This window comes from Candidatus Pantoea symbiotica (assembly GCF_056491525.1).
Window position 1 is genome coordinate 3194028 of sequence record NZ_JBSZHR010000002.1, and the last position, 16779, is coordinate 3210806.

The 16779-nt window shown below is 53.5% G+C and carries 16 protein-coding genes; 13 read left to right on the forward strand and 3 right to left on the reverse strand.

The window, feature by feature from the left end; genetic code table 11:
* Positions 1 to 730: 730 nt before the first annotated feature.
* The 9 genes from metK to ACXIZX_RS15345 all read left to right on the forward strand — a co-directional run bounded on the left by metK (position 731) and on the right by ACXIZX_RS15345 (position 9438).
* A complete protein-coding gene (metK, locus tag ACXIZX_RS15305) occupies positions 731 to 1885 on the forward strand; it encodes a methionine adenosyltransferase (RefSeq protein ID WP_061720231.1) in 1155 nt (384 codons plus the stop codon).
* A gap of 465 nt (positions 1886 to 2350) precedes the next feature.
* Positions 2351 to 3745 carry a sugar porter family MFS transporter gene (locus ACXIZX_RS15310; protein ID WP_479404470.1) on the forward strand — a complete coding sequence of 465 codons (1395 nt, stop codon included), beginning with the start codon at positions 2351 to 2353 and terminating at the stop codon, positions 3743 to 3745.
* Between the two features lie 118 nt (positions 3746 to 3863).
* The gene (locus ACXIZX_RS15315) at positions 3864 to 4376 is read left to right on the forward strand and encodes a SprT family zinc-dependent metalloprotease (RefSeq protein WP_479404471.1); all 513 of its coding nucleotides are present in this window, start codon (positions 3864 to 3866) and stop codon (positions 4374 to 4376) included.
* A 113-nt stretch (positions 4377 to 4489) separates the two neighbouring features.
* Complete coding sequence (gene endA / locus ACXIZX_RS15320) at positions 4490 to 5197, forward strand: deoxyribonuclease I (RefSeq protein WP_061720234.1); 708 nt, start codon at positions 4490 to 4492, stop codon at positions 5195 to 5197.
* A 73-nt stretch (positions 5198 to 5270) separates the two neighbouring features.
* Entirely contained in the window at positions 5271 to 6002 is a 732-nt protein-coding gene (rsmE, locus tag ACXIZX_RS15325; protein ID WP_008107252.1) for a 16S rRNA (uracil(1498)-N(3))-methyltransferase, read from the forward strand.
* A 78-nt stretch (positions 6003 to 6080) separates the two neighbouring features.
* Entirely contained in the window at positions 6081 to 7025 is a 945-nt protein-coding gene (gene gshB / locus ACXIZX_RS15330) for a glutathione synthase (RefSeq protein WP_008107250.1), read from the forward strand.
* An 82-nt stretch (positions 7026 to 7107) separates the two neighbouring features.
* The gene (locus ACXIZX_RS15335) at positions 7108 to 7671 is read left to right on the forward strand and encodes a YqgE/AlgH family protein (RefSeq protein ID WP_008107249.1); all 564 of its coding nucleotides are present in this window, start codon (positions 7108 to 7110) and stop codon (positions 7669 to 7671) included.
* Positions 7671 to 8087 (forward strand): Holliday junction resolvase RuvX, encoded by a 417-nt coding sequence (gene ruvX, locus ACXIZX_RS15340; protein WP_061720236.1) that lies wholly within the window; start codon positions 7671 to 7673, stop codon positions 8085 to 8087. The genes ACXIZX_RS15335 and ruvX overlap by 1 nt, the downstream gene beginning before the upstream one ends.
* A 163-nt stretch (positions 8088 to 8250) precedes the next feature.
* On the forward strand, positions 8251 to 9438 hold the full coding sequence (locus ACXIZX_RS15345; RefSeq protein WP_479404472.1) for an IS4 family transposase: 1188 nt from the start codon (positions 8251 to 8253) through the stop codon (positions 9436 to 9438).
* Between the two features lie 67 nt (positions 9439 to 9505).
* Here the strand turns inward: ACXIZX_RS15345 and ACXIZX_RS15350 are convergent, their stop codons facing one another.
* A complete protein-coding gene (locus ACXIZX_RS15350; RefSeq protein ID WP_479404473.1) occupies positions 9506 to 10498 on the reverse strand; it encodes a type IV pilus twitching motility protein PilT in 993 nt (330 codons plus the stop codon).
* Between the two features lie 16 nt (positions 10499 to 10514).
* Here ACXIZX_RS15350 and ACXIZX_RS15355 point away from each other — a divergent pair, with 16 nt between their 5' ends.
* From ACXIZX_RS15355 to hemW, 4 genes are read left to right on the forward strand one after another with little or no spacing between them, the layout of a single operon-like run.
* Positions 10515 to 11222 carry a YggS family pyridoxal phosphate-dependent enzyme gene (locus ACXIZX_RS15355; RefSeq protein WP_008107243.1) on the forward strand — a complete coding sequence of 236 codons (708 nt, stop codon included), beginning with the start codon at positions 10515 to 10517 and terminating at the stop codon, positions 11220 to 11222.
* A 12-nt stretch (positions 11223 to 11234) separates the two neighbouring features.
* Positions 11235 to 11789, forward strand: a complete 555-nt coding sequence (locus tag ACXIZX_RS15360) for a YggT family protein (RefSeq protein ID WP_008107240.1) — start codon at positions 11235 to 11237, stop codon at positions 11787 to 11789.
* Between the two features lie 20 nt (positions 11790 to 11809).
* Positions 11810 to 12403: an XTP/dITP diphosphatase gene (locus ACXIZX_RS15365; protein WP_479404474.1), complete on the forward strand. Its 594-nt coding sequence runs from the start codon at positions 11810 to 11812 to the stop codon at positions 12401 to 12403.
* The gene (hemW, locus tag ACXIZX_RS15370; protein ID WP_479404475.1) at positions 12396 to 13547 is read left to right on the forward strand and encodes a radical SAM family heme chaperone HemW; all 1152 of its coding nucleotides are present in this window, start codon (positions 12396 to 12398) and stop codon (positions 13545 to 13547) included. The genes ACXIZX_RS15365 and hemW overlap by 8 nt, the downstream gene beginning before the upstream one ends.
* Before the next feature lie 37 nt (positions 13548 to 13584).
* Here hemW and ACXIZX_RS15375 read toward each other — a convergent pair whose 3' ends face one another.
* On the reverse strand, positions 13585 to 15885 hold the full coding sequence (locus ACXIZX_RS15375) for an Ig-like domain-containing protein (protein WP_479404476.1): 2301 nt from the start codon (positions 15883 to 15885) through the stop codon (positions 13585 to 13587).
* 174 nt (positions 15886 to 16059) lie between these two features.
* On the reverse strand, positions 16060 to 16776 hold the full coding sequence (locus tag ACXIZX_RS15380; protein ID WP_008107233.1) for a YggN family protein: 717 nt from the start codon (positions 16774 to 16776) through the stop codon (positions 16060 to 16062).
* Between the last annotated feature and the right edge of the window lie 3 nt (positions 16777 to 16779).

The following is a 16779-nucleotide window of genomic DNA, read 5'->3' on the forward strand; positions in this document are numbered from 1 at the left end:
TGGCGCCGGGTAAAAATTGCCTCATCCTGCTTGCTGCCTCTGTAAGGTTGCAATGTGCAAAGCTGACTCTAAGTGTAAAACACCGCACCGAAGTCGGGGCAAATAGCCTGAGACTTCCACGGTCTGTAGACAGCGAAATGCAGTAATAGATGCAGAGAAATGTTAACCGGCGCGCGTGTCGGGAGAATGAACACAACGTCGATAGAAGAAAAGAACGGGTTTGGAGTGTGAAAGGAGTGCCAGCGCGCCGCAACAGCGCAGTGAACCAAAGCGTAAGAAAGAGTGGTTCATTACTTTAATCACCTCCATCGCCTGCTTAAAGCATGCGAGAAACGGCTTGGGTGAAGGTCAGATTAAATGGCATCTGACGGCGCGACGCACGGCGGCGTCATCCTTTGCGGCTGTGGTCGACAGCAGCGGCGTTTTATACAGCCACGCGGGGTAAAATGCAAAATCTTTGTCAGGTAACTGCGCGCGGTGTCAGGAAATAATTCCACTTGTGATGTTGCGGAAAATGCGGGATCAGAAAAAGCACTGGAAAAGTGCTCACTGAGTAACCTAGAATAGCCGTCCAGATGGTTTTCCATCTAAACTGATTAACATCCAGGCGGTGTGAGTAAATGCTCTCACTTCCTACTGCTTGCGGCTTTGCCTGAAGGGGCGTCGAGTCGGTCTGATCCCACTTACGCTATGCAGTCGTATTCAAACCATTTTTAAGGTAAAGAACAGAATGGCTAAACACCTTTTTACATCTGAGTCCGTATCAGAAGGACATCCTGATAAAATCGCTGACCAAATTTCCGATGCCGTGCTGGATGCGATCCTCGAGCAGGATCCTAAAGCGCGCGTGGCCTGCGAAACTTACGTGAAGACCGGTATGGTGCTGGTTGGCGGTGAAATCACCACCAGCGCATGGGTGGATATCGAAGAGATCACCCGTAATACCGTACGTGAAATCGGCTATGTCCATTCCGATATGGGCTTTGATGCTAACTCTTGCGCAGTGCTGAGCGCGATTGGTAAGCAGTCTCCAGACATTAATCAGGGCGTTGACCGTACCGATCCGCTGGAGCAAGGCGCGGGCGATCAGGGCCTGATGTTTGGCTACGCCAGCAACGAAACCGATGTGCTGATGCCAGCGCCGGTTACCTATGCGCACCGTCTGGTGCAGCGTCAGGCTGAAGTGCGTAAAAGCGGTTCACTGCCGTGGCTGCGTCCGGATGCAAAAAGCCAGATCACCTTCCAGTACGATGACGGCAAAATTGTCGGTATCGATGCGGTTGTGCTGTCAACGCAGCACGCTGAAGATGTCACCACCGCCGATCTGCGTGAAGCGGTGATGGAAGAGATCATCAAACCGGTTCTGCCGACTGAGTGGATCACCGCCAGCACCAAATATCACATCAACCCAACCGGCCGTTTTGTTATCGGTGGCCCAATGGGCGACTGCGGTTTGACCGGTCGTAAAATCATCGTTGATACCTACGGCGGCATGGCACGTCACGGTGGCGGCGCGTTCTCAGGTAAGGATCCGTCAAAAGTTGACCGTTCTGCCGCTTACGCCGCGCGTTATGTAGCGAAGAACATCGTCGCGGCTGGCCTGGCTGACCGTTGTGAAATACAGGTTTCTTACGCTATCGGCGTGGCTGAGCCAACCTCCATCATGGTTGAAACCTTTGGTACCGAGAAAGTCTCCACCGAACAGCTGACGCTGCTGGTGCGTGAGTTCTTCGACCTGCGTCCATACGGCCTGATTCAGATGATGGATCTGCTGAAACCGATCTATAAAGAGACTGCAGCATACGGTCACTTTGGTCGTGAGCACTTCCCGTGGGAGCAGACTGATAAAGCTGCGCAGCTGCGCGAAGCGGCGGGTTTGAAGTAAGCCCAGAAGCGACATCGTTATTGAGCCCGCCACTGGCGGGCTTTTTTGTGCCCGTAGGGTCGTCATTTATGACGACCTGGTCCCCAACCACCTCAACAACTCCAAACCTCGATTTGTCACTTCTTCCAGGCTGTCTACACTTCTTTCACCTCGCTTACAACTTGGTGATAACGATTACATTTTGAAATCCTTTAACAATCGGCAATTTAGAGATTTTTCAGCGTAGTTATTAACGTGAAAATGCGTTATTTTCAGCGTCCTCTGATTGCCAGTATTTAGTGCGATGTCAGAAACTTAAAGGGTGCTATACCTTACTGGTTACGTAACTATTTCGGGCGGAAAATGCTGGATTGCAGGGTTTCAGCGTGTGTAACCGATTACACTGATGTGATCTTACTCACTTTTTTCCGCCGACAGGTTTCATAACATTGATAACAACAACGATGGATAAACTTTGGAGGCTTCATGCCTGGTAATACTCTTAAGAGCAGAACTTCAAATAAGGTCATGACCTTGTTTGTCTGCTTTTTAGCGGCGCTGGCCGGCTTGCTGTTTGGATTGGATATCGGTGTTATCGCCGGTGCTCTGCCTTTCATCGCGAAAGACTTTAACGTCACCGCACATCAGCAAGAGTGGATCGTCAGCTCAATGATGTTTGGTGCTGCTGTTGGTGCTGTGGGTAGCGGCTGGATGTCATCGCGTCTCGGTCGTAAAAAGAGCCTGATGGCCGGTGCGATTCTGTTCGTTATCGGTTCGCTGTGGTCTGCAGGCGCAACCAGCCCGGAAATGCTGATCGCCGCACGTGTGGTGCTTGGCCTGGCCGTTGGTGTTGCTTCTTACACCGCGCCGCTGTATCTCTCTGAAATCGCGCCAGAGAAGATTCGCGGCAGCATGATTTCGCTGTACCAGCTGATGATCACCATCGGTATTCTGGCGGCGTATCTCTCCGATACCGCGTTCAGCGATGCTGGCGCATGGCGCTGGATGCTGGGCATCATCACCATTCCAGCGGTGCTGCTGTTGATTGGCGTGTTCTTCCTGCCAAACAGCCCACGCTGGCTGGCGGCTAAAGGTGATTTCCGCAGTGCTGAGCGCGTGTTGTCGCGTCTGCGTGATACCAGCGAACAAGCAAAACGCGAGCTGGATGAAATCCGTGAAAGCCTGAAAATCAAACAATCGGGCTGGCAGCTGTTCCAGAGCAACAGCAACTTCCGCCGCGCGGTGTTCCTTGGCGTGCTGTTGCAGGTGATGCAGCAGTTCACCGGTATGAACGTCATCATGTATTACGCGCCGAAGATCTTCGAAATCGCTGGCTTTGCCAATACCACGCAGCAAATGTGGGGCACGGTAATTGTCGGCCTGGTGAACGTACTGGCCACCTTTATTGCTATCGGTCTGGTGGATCGCTGGGGTCGTAAACCTACGCTGGTACTGGGCTTCATGGTGATGGCGATTGGTATGGGCATCCTCGGCACCATGCTGCACATCGGCATCCACTCGCCAGAAGCGCAGTACTTCGCGGTGGCGATGCTGCTGATGTTCATCATTGGTTTTGCGATGTCTGCCGGTCCGTTGATTTGGGTTCTGTGTTCCGAGATTCAGCCGCTGAAAGGCCGCGACTTCGGTATCACGGTTTCCACCGCGACCAACTGGATTGCCAACATGATCGTCGGTGCCACCTTCCTGACCATGCTGAATACGCTGGGCAACGCGCCAACCTTCTGGGTTTACGCCGGTCTGAACGTATTCTTCATTCTGCTGACGCTGGCGCTGATTCCAGAGACCAAAAACGTCTCGCTGGAGCACATCGAGCGCAACCTGATGTCCGGCAAAAAACTGCGCGACATCGGTCAGAAGTAATCCCGATAAGCGAATGCAAGGGCTGCCAACTGGCAGCCCTTTTTTACAGGTTCGCCATTAATGGCGAACGCTTCACACTCTGTTGATTCAACCGCTGCAACCTTTTATGCTGCCCCACATGAAAACACCACGCCTTCCCATCGCCTTACAGCAAGCCGTCATGCGCTCGCTGCGCCATTATTTGCAGCTGGCTAACGAAAAGCTGGAACGCCGCTTTGATGAGCCCTCTTTGATCTATCAGCAGCGCGGCACCGCTGCGGGCACCGCATGGCTGGAGAAGTGGGAAATCCGCATCAATCCGGTGCTGCTGCTGGAGAATCAGCAGGCATTTGTTGATGAAGTGGTGCCGCACGAACTGGCGCATCTGCTGGTGTGGAAAACCTTTGGCAGCGTGCCGCCGCACGGCAAAGAGTGGAAATGGATGATGGAGAGCGTGCTGGGCGTGCCTGCGCGTCGCACCCACCAGTTTGAAATCGACTCGGTGCGCAGCAACACCTTTCCCTATCGCTGCAGCTGCCAGCAGCATCAGCTCACCGTGCGTCGCCATAACCGCGTGCTGCGCGGTGAAAGCGAATATCGCTGTGTGCACTGCAAATCCCTGCTGCAACCGGGTGAGTTTTTATCGAAATAGTTTAGCAATATAGTTTGTAATATAGTTCAGCAACATAGCCTAATCTCATATCCCGTGCGTCATCATTCTGTTACCCTGCCGCCCTTTTTCAGGACCAGGTTAATTTTTGGAATATGTCTCGCAAAACGCTGCTGTTACTTACCTTATTAGTTGCCCCGCTTAGCGCTTACAGCCTCAGTTTCACTAACTATCATCAAAACAATTTTAGTCAGGCCAAAGCGTATGCAGCGCAGATCAACGCTGATGCGCCAGCCGACTTTTACTGCGGCTGCAAAATCAGCTGGCACGGCAAAAAGGGCGTGCCCGATTTAAACAGCTGCGGCTACAGCGTGCGCAAAAACGCCAATCGCGCCGAACGTATTGAATGGGAACATGTGATGCCCGCGTGGGAGTTCGGTCATCAGCGTCAGTGCTGGCAAAACGGCGGCCGCAAAAGCTGCAGTAAAGATGCCGATTACCGTCGCATCGAAAGCGATCTGCATAACCTGCAGCCCGCGATTGGTGAAGTGAACGGCGACCGCAATAACTTCCAGTACAGCCAGTGGAACGGCGGCGAACAACAGTACGGTCAATGCGGCATGAAGGTCGATTTTAAGCAGAAGCTGGCGCAGCCGCCGGAGCGTGCGCGTGGCGCCATTGCCCGCACTTACTTCTATATGCGCGACCAATATCATCTGCGCCTGTCGCGTCAGCAAACTCAGCTGTTTACCGCGTGGGATAAGCAATATCCGGTGACGACGTGGGAGTGCGAGCGTGACAATCGCATCGCCAAAGTACAGGGAAATCATAATTCCTACGTACAGCAGGCTTGCCAGCGCTAAAAGCGCTACCCTACACTAGCTTTTTTCGATTGCGCCGTGTCCGCTGACACGGCATAACGCTGGCAGGAACCGCATGCGTATACCTCGCATTTATCATCCCGAATCTCTCGAAGTTAACAGTGAAGTCTTCCTCGACGAGGATGCCGCTAACCATGTCGGACGCGTGCTGCGCATGACGGCCGGTCAGCAAATTGAGCTGTTTGATGGCAGTAATCTGACTTTTAGCGCCGAAATCACCCAGGCTGATAAAAAGCGTGTAAAAGTAAGGGTCCTTGCCAGTCAGGCTGATGACCGTGAATCCCCGCTGCATTTACACCTCGGCCAGGTGATGTCGCGCGGTGAAAAAATGGAATTCACTATCCAGAAATCGATCGAACTTGGCGTGAATGTGATTACGCCCTTGTTTTCTGAACGCTGCGGCGTAAAGCTGGATGCCGAGCGACTGGCGAAAAAAATTCAGCAATGGCAGAAAATCGCGATTGCCGCCTGTGAACAGTGCGGCCGTAATCGTGTGCCGGAAATTCGCGAACCGATGACGTTACAAGCCTGGTGCGCGGAAGCCGAAGACGGTTTGAAGCTCAATTTGCATCCGCGCGCCAGCCACAGCATCAATACGCTGCCGCAGCCGGTTGAGCGCCTGCGCTTACTGATTGGGCCGGAAGGTGGCTTAACCGCCGATGAAATTGCCATGACCGCGCAGCAGGGTTTTACCGATATTCTGCTTGGACCACGCGTGTTGCGCACCGAAACCACCGCACTCACCGCCATTACGGCACTTCAGGTGAGGTTTGGTGACCTCGGTTAAGCGATACTTGCGGGTTGCAGCTCAACACACAGCACCATTGCTTTCGGGGCGGCAGATTCCCCCGTACAGGAGAGAATAATGATTAAGCTTGGCATCGTTATGGACCCAATTTCGTCCATCAACATTAAAAAAGACACCAGCTTCGCCATGTTGCTGGAAGCACAGCGCCGTGGTTACGAAATTCATTACATGGAGATGAGCGATCTCTCCCTGCGCGGTGGCGTGAGCTATGCGCGCACCCGTCTGCTGAGCGTTGAGCAGAACTACGACAACTGGTACACGTTTGGCAGCGAGCAGAATATCCCGCTGGCCGATCTCAACGTGGTGCTGATGCGTAAAGATCCGCCGTTCGACACCGAATTTATCTACGCCACTTACCTGCTGGAACGCGCAGAAGAGCAAGGCACGCTGATCGTCAACAAACCGCAGAGCCTGCGCGACTGCAACGAGAAGCTCTACACCGCATGGTTTGCCGACCTGACGCCAGATACGCTGGTCACGCGCAACAAAGAGCAGCTGCGCGCCTTCTGGCAGGAACATGGCGACGTGATCCTGAAGCCGCTGGACGGCATGGGCGGCGCATCGATCTTCCGCGTGAAGCAAGACGATCCCAACTTTGGCGTGATCACCGAAACCCTGACCAATCATGGCCAGAACTTCTGCATGGCGCAGAACTATCTGCCAGCGATTAAAGATGGCGACAAACGCGTATTGGTGGTGGATGGCGAACCTGTGCCGTACTGCCTGGCGCGTATTCCGCAAGGTGGCGAAACGCGCGGTAATCTGGCGGCCGGTGGCCGTGGTGAAGCGCGTCCACTGAGCGACAGCGACTGGGAAATTGCACGTCGCGTCGGCCCAACGCTGAAAGCTAAAGGGCTGATTTTTGTCGGCCTGGATATCATCGGTGATAAACTGACTGAAGTTAACGTGACCAGCCCAACCTGCGTACGTGAAATCGAGGCCGCGTTCCCGATATCGATCACTGGCATGCTGATGGATGCCATTGAGAAACGCCTGGGCTGATGCCGTCGGAGTCTCCACTCCGTGAACACCCAAAACCGGCGCTGCCGCGGCTGCGCCGGTTATTTTTGGTATACGAGTGATAATGAATTTACAGCATCATTTTTTAATTGCGATGCCGTCGCTGCAGGACCCACTGTTCAAACGCTCGGTAGTCTATATCTGCGAGCACAATGAAGATGGCGCCATGGGTTTGATCGTGAATAAGCCGATGGATAACCTGACGGTTGAAGGCATTCTGAAAAAGCTAAAAATTAGCGCATCCGAACGCGATCCTGCCATCAAACTGGACAAGCCGGTGTTCGCCGGTGGTCCGCTGGCGGAAGATCGTGGTTTCATCCTGCACTCGGCACAGCGCATTTACTCCTCGAGCATTCGTATTTCAGACACCACGGTGATCACCACATCGCGTGATGTGCTGGAAGCGATCGGTACCACTTCGCAGCCCGATAACGTGCTGGTGGCGCTGGGTTATTGCGCCTGGGAGAAAGGTCAGCTGGAAGATGAGCTGCTGGAGAATGCCTGGCTCACCTCGCCGGCTAACACCAATATTCTGTTCCAGACGCCCATCGCTGAGCGCTGGCGTGAAGCGGCACGCGGTTTAGGTGTCGATATTCACAACATTGCCACCGATGCAGGACACGCCTGATGGCCAGTGAAACCTTACTGGGCTTCGATTTCGGCACCAAAAGCATCGGCGTTGCGGTCGGTCAGCAGCTAACGGGCACCGCCCGCGCGCTGACGGCGCTAAAAGCGCAGGATGGCACGCCGGACTGGAAGCTGATCGAAAAGCTGCTGAAAGAGTGGCAGCCCGATTATGTGGTGGTGGGTTTGCCGCTGAATATGGATGGCACCGAACAGGAGCTCACTGCACGCGCACGTAAGTTCGCCAATCGCCTGCATGGCCGTTTTGGCGTTCGCGTCGAGCTGCAGGACGAGCGCCTGAGCACCGTCGAAGCGCGTGCCGATCTGTTTGAACGCGGCGGCTTTCGTGCGTTACAGAAAGGCCAGGTTGATTCCCAATCCGCCGTGATTATCCTCGAAGATTGGTTTGATACGCATTAAAGCGCGGACAAAACCCGGTGCGCATTTATGCGCACCCTACGGTAAATCCATACACGCTGCCGTCATTGGCTTGTCGTAGGGCTGATGAATCCCCACAAAAACGAAGCAGGCACAGTGGAAAAATGATCTAATTATTGCGCCAACAAAAAATAAGATCGCCACTATGCCTGCTTCCGCATTTTGCCATAAATTTTTACGGGAATCTTTAGCCAGCACCCATCAGTATCGTCGTAACGCCCTCACTGATATGACGATTTCCCTGACCCGCGGTGCTTCCCTCAATCTGACCAGCATTGGTCGCTCTCTTGCGGGCGATGCCCGCGTTAAGCACAAAATCAAACGCGTTGACCGCCTTATGGGGAATGCTGCCCTCCACCGGGAGGTGCCCGCGCTGTCACGCGACATTATCTGCTGGCTTATCCGGGACATGAAGGAGTGCGTCATTGCCGTGGACTGGAGCGCCTGGCCGACTCAGTCCTTCAGCCTTTTGCGTGCCAGCCTGCTGGCGGACGGACGCACTATCCCGCTGCTGAGCCTCATCGCAGAAGGCGATAAGCTGGGAAATCCCGACCTTCAGAACCGCTTTCTGGACGAACTGGCCGGGTGTATGGGAGACAGGAAAGTGACCATCGTCACCGATGCCGGGTTCCGCCGCGAGTGGTTTAACCGCGTTCAGTCGCACGGATGGCACTTCATCGGCCGGCTCAGGGGCAACGGCGTTCTGAAGCTGGCCGGAACGGATGAGTGGGTAACGCCGGGTCAGCTAAAAGCCGGCACAACGCCGCGCTGTGCTGGTGCGGCCCGGCTGACGCGATATAAAAAATCACCGGCTTACGGCTTCGTGCACGTTCATAAGAGAGCGCCCAAAAATCGTCACGGAAAGAAAAGCCGGGATCGTTTTTTTTACACGCGCGAAGAGGCAAACCAGAGTCGCCTGGCCCGTGAGCCGTGGGTGCTGTTTACCAGCGATGCGGAGCTGAAGCCACGGACGGTAATGAAGCTTTACAGCCGGAGAATGCAGATAGAACAGAACTTCCGGGATGAAAAGAGTGAACGTTACGGTATGGGGCTGAGAAGCAGCTTCAGCCGGAGTGTGGAAAGGATGTCAGTGCTGAACCTGCTGTCGACGCTGTGCAGCATCTTACTGTGGCTGATGGGCTACGCGCTTGAAAGCAAAGGCGAGCACCGGTTTTATCAGGCGAACACGGTGCAACACCGGCGAGTACTGTCATACCTTACGCTGGCAAGAAATGCGATAAGGCACAACCCGGCAGGGATCAGTCAGCTGGATATAGAAACGGTGCGAGCCGAACTATCAGCGAGTTACAGGAATATCGTATATGTGTATTAACGATATTCCTGGGGATCCCTCAGGTCGTAGGGTCGCCATTCATGGCGACCGATATAACAACAACACGTTAAATCATCCCCGCCAACTGCCGCCCCTGCTCGCTCTGCGCAAATGTCTGCATGCCCGCCTGCGCACCGGTTTGCAACACGCCAGGCAACTGATGCATCTTGCCCTCGCGAATCAGATTCGCCACCGCTGGCGTCGCCACCAACACTTCAAACAAGCCAATTCGCCCGCCCGCTTTTGCCGGCACTAAACGCTGCGCCAGCACCGCTTTCAGGCTGCCCGCTAATTGGGTGCGCACCAGGTTTTTCTCCTCGGCAGGAAACACATCTACCAGCCGATCAACCGCCTGGGTTGCGCCGCGCGTATGGAGTGTAGCCAGCACCAGATGCCCGGTTTCTGCCGCAGTGAGCGCCAGGCGTATCGTTTCGCTATCACGCAATTCACCGAGCAGAATCACATCAGGATCTTCACGCAGCGCAGCTTTCAGCCCGTGTTGAAACGACGCGCAATGCGCGCCGACTTCACGCTGCTGAATCAGCGATCGCTGGCTGCGATGCACAAACTCAATCGGATCTTCCAGCGTCAGGATGTGCCGCGCCTGTTGGCGGTTCAGGCAATCCACCATCGCCGCCAGCGTAGTGGATTTGCCGCTGCCGGTGGCGCCGGTAATTAAAATCAGCCCCTCTTCCAGCTGTAATAGCTGGCTCACTACGTCGGGTAAATGCAGGCTGCTGAGATCGGGCGCCTGGCTGGCAATCAACCGCAGCGCCAGCGATAAGCCGTGACGCTGCATAAAAAGGTTGGCGCGCAGTCGAATGCCGCTGGCAAGCGTGATGGCAAAGTCAACGTGGCCGTTCTCCTCCAGCTCGGCCTGTTGCGACGCTGTGAGCCACTGCTGCATAAAGGCTTCCAGCCAGCCGCCATCTAGCGCGTTTTGCTGCGGAATCGGCTCCAGCACGCCTTGTCGCCGCCAGTGCGGCAAATGTCCGCTGCAAAGGTGCAGATCGGCGGCGTTATGCTTTACACTAAGGGCCACAATTTCATCCAACTCCATTTAACTTCTCCTGACTATGACTTCCATTGAGCACAACTTACAGCAAGTGCGTGAGCGTATCGCCGCTGCCGCCGCACGTTGCGGCCGCGCGCCAGAAGAAATTACGCTGCTTGCAGTGAGCAAAACCAAACCTGCGAGCGCGGTCGCAGAAGCCATTGCCGCTGGACAACAAGCGTTCGGTGAAAATTACGTGCAGGAAGGGGTTGAAAAAGTGGCTGAGCTGGCCGCACATCCTGATTTGCAATGGCACTTTATCGGCCCGCTGCAATCCAATAAAAGCCGTCTGGTAGCGGAAAACTTCGCCTGGTGCCACACCGTTGACCGCCAGCGCATCGCGCAGCGCCTGAACGATCAGCGCCCGGCGTCGTTGCCGCCGCTCAACGTGTTAATTCAGGTAAATATCAGTGACGAGAACAGCAAATCTGGCATCATGCTGGAGGCGTTGCCGGAGCTGGCGCAGCAGATCGCCGCACTGCCGCAGCTGCGCTTGCGGGGGCTAATGGCGATTCCGGCACCCGAATCAGACTACGCGCGGCAATTAGCGGTGTGTCAGCAGATGGCCGCCGCGTTTCATGCCTTAAAACAGGATTATCCTGACGTCGATACGCTTTCTCTGGGAATGAGCGACGATATGGACGCGGCTATCGCCGCGGGCAGCACCATGGTGCGTATTGGCACCGCCGTTTTTGGCGCGCGGGATTATGCGCGACCTTCACAACAATAATTGAGGAACCTCATGTTAACACTGACGTTTTTAGTCAAAACGCTGATCGATTTGTACGTGATGGTGCTGCTGCTGCGCATCTGGATGCAGTGGTCGCGCTGTGACTTCTACAACCCGCTGGCGCAGTTTGTCGTGAAGATCACCCAACCGATTATCAAACCGCTGCGCCGCGTGATCCCGGCGATTGGGCCGATTGATACCGCATCGCTGCTGCTGGCCTTTGTGCTGACCACGCTGAAGTATCCGATTTTACTGCTGATTCAGGTCGGCGTGTTCTCGGTTGATCCCACCAACCTGCTGGTTGGTCTGTTGTCGCTGGTGAAATCCGCCGGTTATCTGGTGTTCTGGGTGATCATCATTCGTTCGCTGATGAGCTGGATCAGCCAGGGTCGCGGCCCGGTGGATCAGGTTTTGATGCAGCTGACTGAACCGCTGATGTCGCCAATTCGCCGTATTCTGCCGGCGATGGGCGGTATCGATTTCTCTGCCATGATTGTGATTCTGGTGCTGTACGCGCTGAATTTCCTCGGCATGGACCTGTTCCCAGGTCTCTGGTATTTGCTGTAATTCGTCTATCTGGAACTGTTATGCAAAAAGTTGTTCTCGCTACCGGTAATCCGGGCAAAGTTCGTGAACTGGCCGATCTGTTAGCGGCCTTCGGGCTTGATATCGTGGCGCAAACCGAACTCGGCGTTGAGTCGGCGGAAGAAACCGGCCTGACCTTTATCGAAAACGCCATCCTGAAAGCGCGTCATGCGGCTGAGATTACCGGTTTGCCGGCGATTGCCGATGATTCCGGTCTGGCGGTCGATGCGCTGGGCGGCGCGCCGGGGATCTACTCCGCGCGCTATGCGGGCGTTGATGCCAGCGATCAGGAAAATCGGGATAAGCTGCTGGTAGCATTAGAAAACGTGCCGGATGGCGAACGTCAGGCGCAGTTCCACTGCGTGCTGGTTTACGTGCGTCACGCCGCCGATCCAACGCCGCTGGTGTTCCACGGTAGCTGGGCCGGGGAAATCACCCGCGCGGCAGCGGGCGCAGGCGGTTTCGGTTACGATCCCATCTTTTATGTACCTGAATTAGGTAAAACGGCGGCAGAGCTGAGTAAAGACGAAAAGCGCGCCGTCTCTCACCGTGGAAAAGCATTGACGCTGCTGCTGGAAGCGATGCGCAATGCCTGATTTTTTACCTGAGTTGCCGCCGTTAAGCCTGTATATCCACATTCCGTGGTGTGTGCAGAAGTGTCCGTACTGTGATTTCAACTCTCACGCGTTAAAAGGCGAGGTGCCGCACATTGAGTATGTGCAGCACCTGCTTAACGATCTCGAACAGGATTTGCCGCTGACCGGCGGGCGTGAAGTGCGCACTATTTTCATCGGCGGCGGTACGCCAAGCTTGCTGAGCAGCAATGCAATGCAGATGCTGATGGACGGCGTGCGTGCGCGTTTGCCGCTGGCGGCCGATGCGGAAATCACCATGGAAGCCAATCCGGGCACCGTGGAAGCCGATCGCTTTAGCGGCTACCAGAAAGCCGGTATTAACCGTATTTCGATTGGCGTGCAGAGTTTCAGTCCCCAAAAGCTGGAGCGCCTTGGCCGCATTCACGGGCCGGAAGAAGCGGTGCGCGCTGCACAGCTGGCGGAAGGTTTAGGTCTGCGCAGCTTTAACCTCGACCTGATGCACGGCTTGCCGGATCAGTCGCTGGAAGAAGCGCTGGATGATTTGCGCCAGGCGATTGCGCTCAACCCACCGCATCTGTCGTGGTATCAGCTGACGATTGAGCCGAATACCTTATTCGGATCGCGTCCGCCGAAACTGCCGGATGACGATGCGCTGTGGGATATCTTTGAGCAAGGTCATCAACTGCTGAGCGCTGCGGGCTATCAACAATATGAAACCTCGGCGTATGCCAAACCGGGTTATCGCTGCGAGCACAATCTCAACTATTGGCGCTTCGGTGATTACCTCGGCATTGGCTGTGGCGCACACGGCAAGCTGACGCAAGCCGATGGTCGCATCGTGCGTACGGTAAAAACCCGCCATCCGCGCGGCTTTATGAAAGGCAACTATCTCGATAAGCAGCACGACGTGGCCGAGAACGACAAACCGTTCGAGTTCTTTATGAACCGTTTCCGTCTGCTGGAAGCAGCACCGCGCGCAGATTTCCGTCGCTATACCGGCATGGATGAGCAGGTGATTCGCCCGCAAATTGATGCGGCGATAAGTGCGGGATACGTGGTGGAATCAGTCGAAAACTGGCAGATCACTGAGAAAGGGAAACTGTTCCTGAACTCGCTGCTGGAGCTATTCCTGACCGAAGAGTAAAAGAATGCCCGGCATAAACCGGGCATTTTTTCGCGTATTAGCCGTAAGTAATATCTATTTCCTGGTTCACTAACACCGTGTAATGCTCCTTGCTGTTAGTTAACAGAGTCCAGTTTTCTCCGCCAACCTGCACTTTATTCTGTGACATTAACCAGCCATCGCTGAACTCAGCACGATCAAGAATAACTCGGTCACCGGCATCACCATCAATCATAAATTGCTTACTGTTATCACTGATAAATAAACCATTGGCGCCTTCAGTCAGCAATACTTTTAAATCAAGATTAAGCTGATTATTGCCTACACCAGTAATATCGATTTTTTGCATGCCATCCACACGCTCACTCACTGCTGCAAAATCAATTATCTGGTTGGCACTATCAAAGACAATGCTTGCCGCAGTTTCAGGATGCAAATACTGTGTGGTGATTAACCAATTGGCGACATCAATAATATGCAGTTCACCTGCAGTTGGGGAGTAGATTGGGGACGCATCTGTTGAAGCGATGCTGTTAACTTTACTAACCCCACCTGCTTCACCACTTCCCCAGGTCATAGTATCAATGGTCCAGCCAACATCATTGACCGTTTTAACCCAGCCCTTGTACCAATAATACGCATAGGTATCTGGATCAACTGCAGAGTGCACTTCTATGTAACCAATCGGTTTATTGGCCGTTGTTTGATAACTAAATTTGCTACTCTGATATTCATAATTAATGGTGCCACTGCTGGCGAGAAATTGAGTGGCGATCAGTTCACCGTTTGGCGAGAAAATTTTTACCTGAGTATTATTGTTGTGTAAGTTACCGTAATTGAAAGCAACGTAGTCGGTTTCAGCAAAATCATATTTAACAATGGAGTTATCCAACATAGTGACTGCACGACCATGATAATAATCATTATGTGTCTTGCCGTTCGTCATAATTCCCGTATGCCAGCCATTCGCTGCATCACCGTGTTTCAATTCAGTGACTTTAAGCTTGCCATAGTTATAAATTCTACCTGTTGACCAGTTATCATTCCCTCTGGACTCCCAGTCTTCGTAGTTTCTTTCATATTCTGGTAACGGCTTATAATGCACCGGATATTGGGTGGAATACACACTTTCATTACCTGCAGCATCTATCGCCTTGACGCTAAAATTATTTATCCCAACAGTCATGTCTTTAGATGGCGTAATTTTCCAGTCACCATAAACGCTTGCCTGAGTAGAGCCAACAGCAATACCATTTTGATAAAGGGTAACCAGACTGCTGGCTTCCGCTTTACCGCTGAAATCCAGCCGTGGGTCATCGGTTGCTTGTCCTGGTGATATATTGCTGATCGGCCCAACATTATCAATCGCCTGCAAAATGGTTGGCTGGATAGTAGTGGTGTCGATGATCAGCGACGTGCTGCTACTCCATTTGCTCACATTACCCGCGTGGTCGATGCCGCGAACGCGGAAACTCCACTCGCCATCCGCAAGATCAATGGGTGGTGTCCACTTCCATTGGCCATTGCTATCAACCGTTACGGTTGCAGTGGTTATCCAACTGCCGTTCTTACTGGCATATTGTACACGCACAAATTCTCCAAACTCGCCTTTGCCATGAAGCTCTGGGCGACGATCATCGGTGGCGCGATTAAAATTAAACTCGCCACGATAGAGACCCACATCATCCTTATAGAAACTGATTGCTGCCTCATTGGGCTTCTGCGTATCAAGTTCAAATTTCCATTTCGGCGATGCCTGACTGCGATTGTCAGCTCGATCTTCTGCCACGGCGCTGAGTTCATAAGCGCCATCACTTGGCAAATTGACTTCGACTTCCCATTCACCATGCGAATTCGCCTTTACCGAAGCTAGCGGAGTTTTGCTGTTTTTGTTGTAAATGTATACCAGGCTGTTCGCTTCAGCCTCGCCGCGAATCATTGGGTTAGCATCGTTGGTATAACCGTTACGCTTAATGCTATTACCGTTCTGGATACCGCCATCAACATCGTCTTCAATTGCGGTGATAACCGGCTTGTCTGGCGCAATGGTATCAATGTTGTAATCGACGACAATGGGCGTACTGCTGTTACCGGCAGCATCCATCGCAGTAAAGGTGAGAACATATTCGCCATCTGCCAATGGCATCGTGGGCGTCCATTCAAAACGACCGCCCACTACCGGCACGCTAATTGGATTTTTTCCGTTGATGGTGATGATTACTGTAACAGTGTCTGGTGATGGCACGCTGCCTTCCCAGCGCTTTTGCGCATCGTTATACCAACCGGATTCGGCTAGCACGATAAGCGGTGGGAGTACCAAAGGATTATTATTGGAAGCAGAGGCGTTAGAAAATAGCATAAAAATTCCTTAAAAAATAAATGATTTCATGGAGTTGCTAAACCATTGCCATCTTTATTAATTAGAATTTTTACAGTTATCAGATTCGTCCCGAATCCCGGATTCTTAAATGCAGTAACGCTTAAAACTAAAAAGCCAGCCCGTTATGGGCTGGCTTTCTCAAACTCTGGGCAATTATCCTTTAACGCCCTGCATCAATCCTTTGCGCTGATCTTCAAGTACGGTAACGCGGTTACACACTTCGTGGCCGAAGTTCTGGAAATCCTGCTCCTGCTTATTCCATTCCGCCTGCACCGACTGCTGTAAGCCGCCAAGGTTGCCCATGATTGCCTGCAATGGATTGCTGCCGTTTGCTGCCTGGCTGCTGCCCATTTCGTTGAGGCTATCCTGCATGATGCCGCCGAGCGTGCTCTGCACCAGCTTCTCGCCTTCCGCGCGCACCTGATCGATAGCCTGATGATGGAAGGTCAAGCCGTCTGGACGATGCTCGATAATGCGGTTCATTTGCTGCTTGAGCTGACCATCCAGCTTGGTGAGGCGATTACGCACGTTACTGTTCTCGCCGAGCTTTTCGACAATCACTTTATCCAGCGCCACGCGGCTGCGTTCCAGACGCGAGGTCGCGCCGCTATCGATCCACGGCAAATCGCGACGCAGCGCGGTTTGATAATCGATGGCTTTCTGGCGCGCGGCGTTATCCACGTTGACCTTCTGGCCATTAAACTGCACATCGCCCTGCGGAGTGATTTCGAGGTTGCCGTTGGTTCCCACCACCTGCACGCTCTGCGGTTTAATGATCACATCATCCTGTGGCTTGACGCTGCACTCGTATGCAGCCTGAGCCTGAGTTGCCGCCAGCAGCAGCGCGGCGATAAGTGCCTTACGAACCATGAA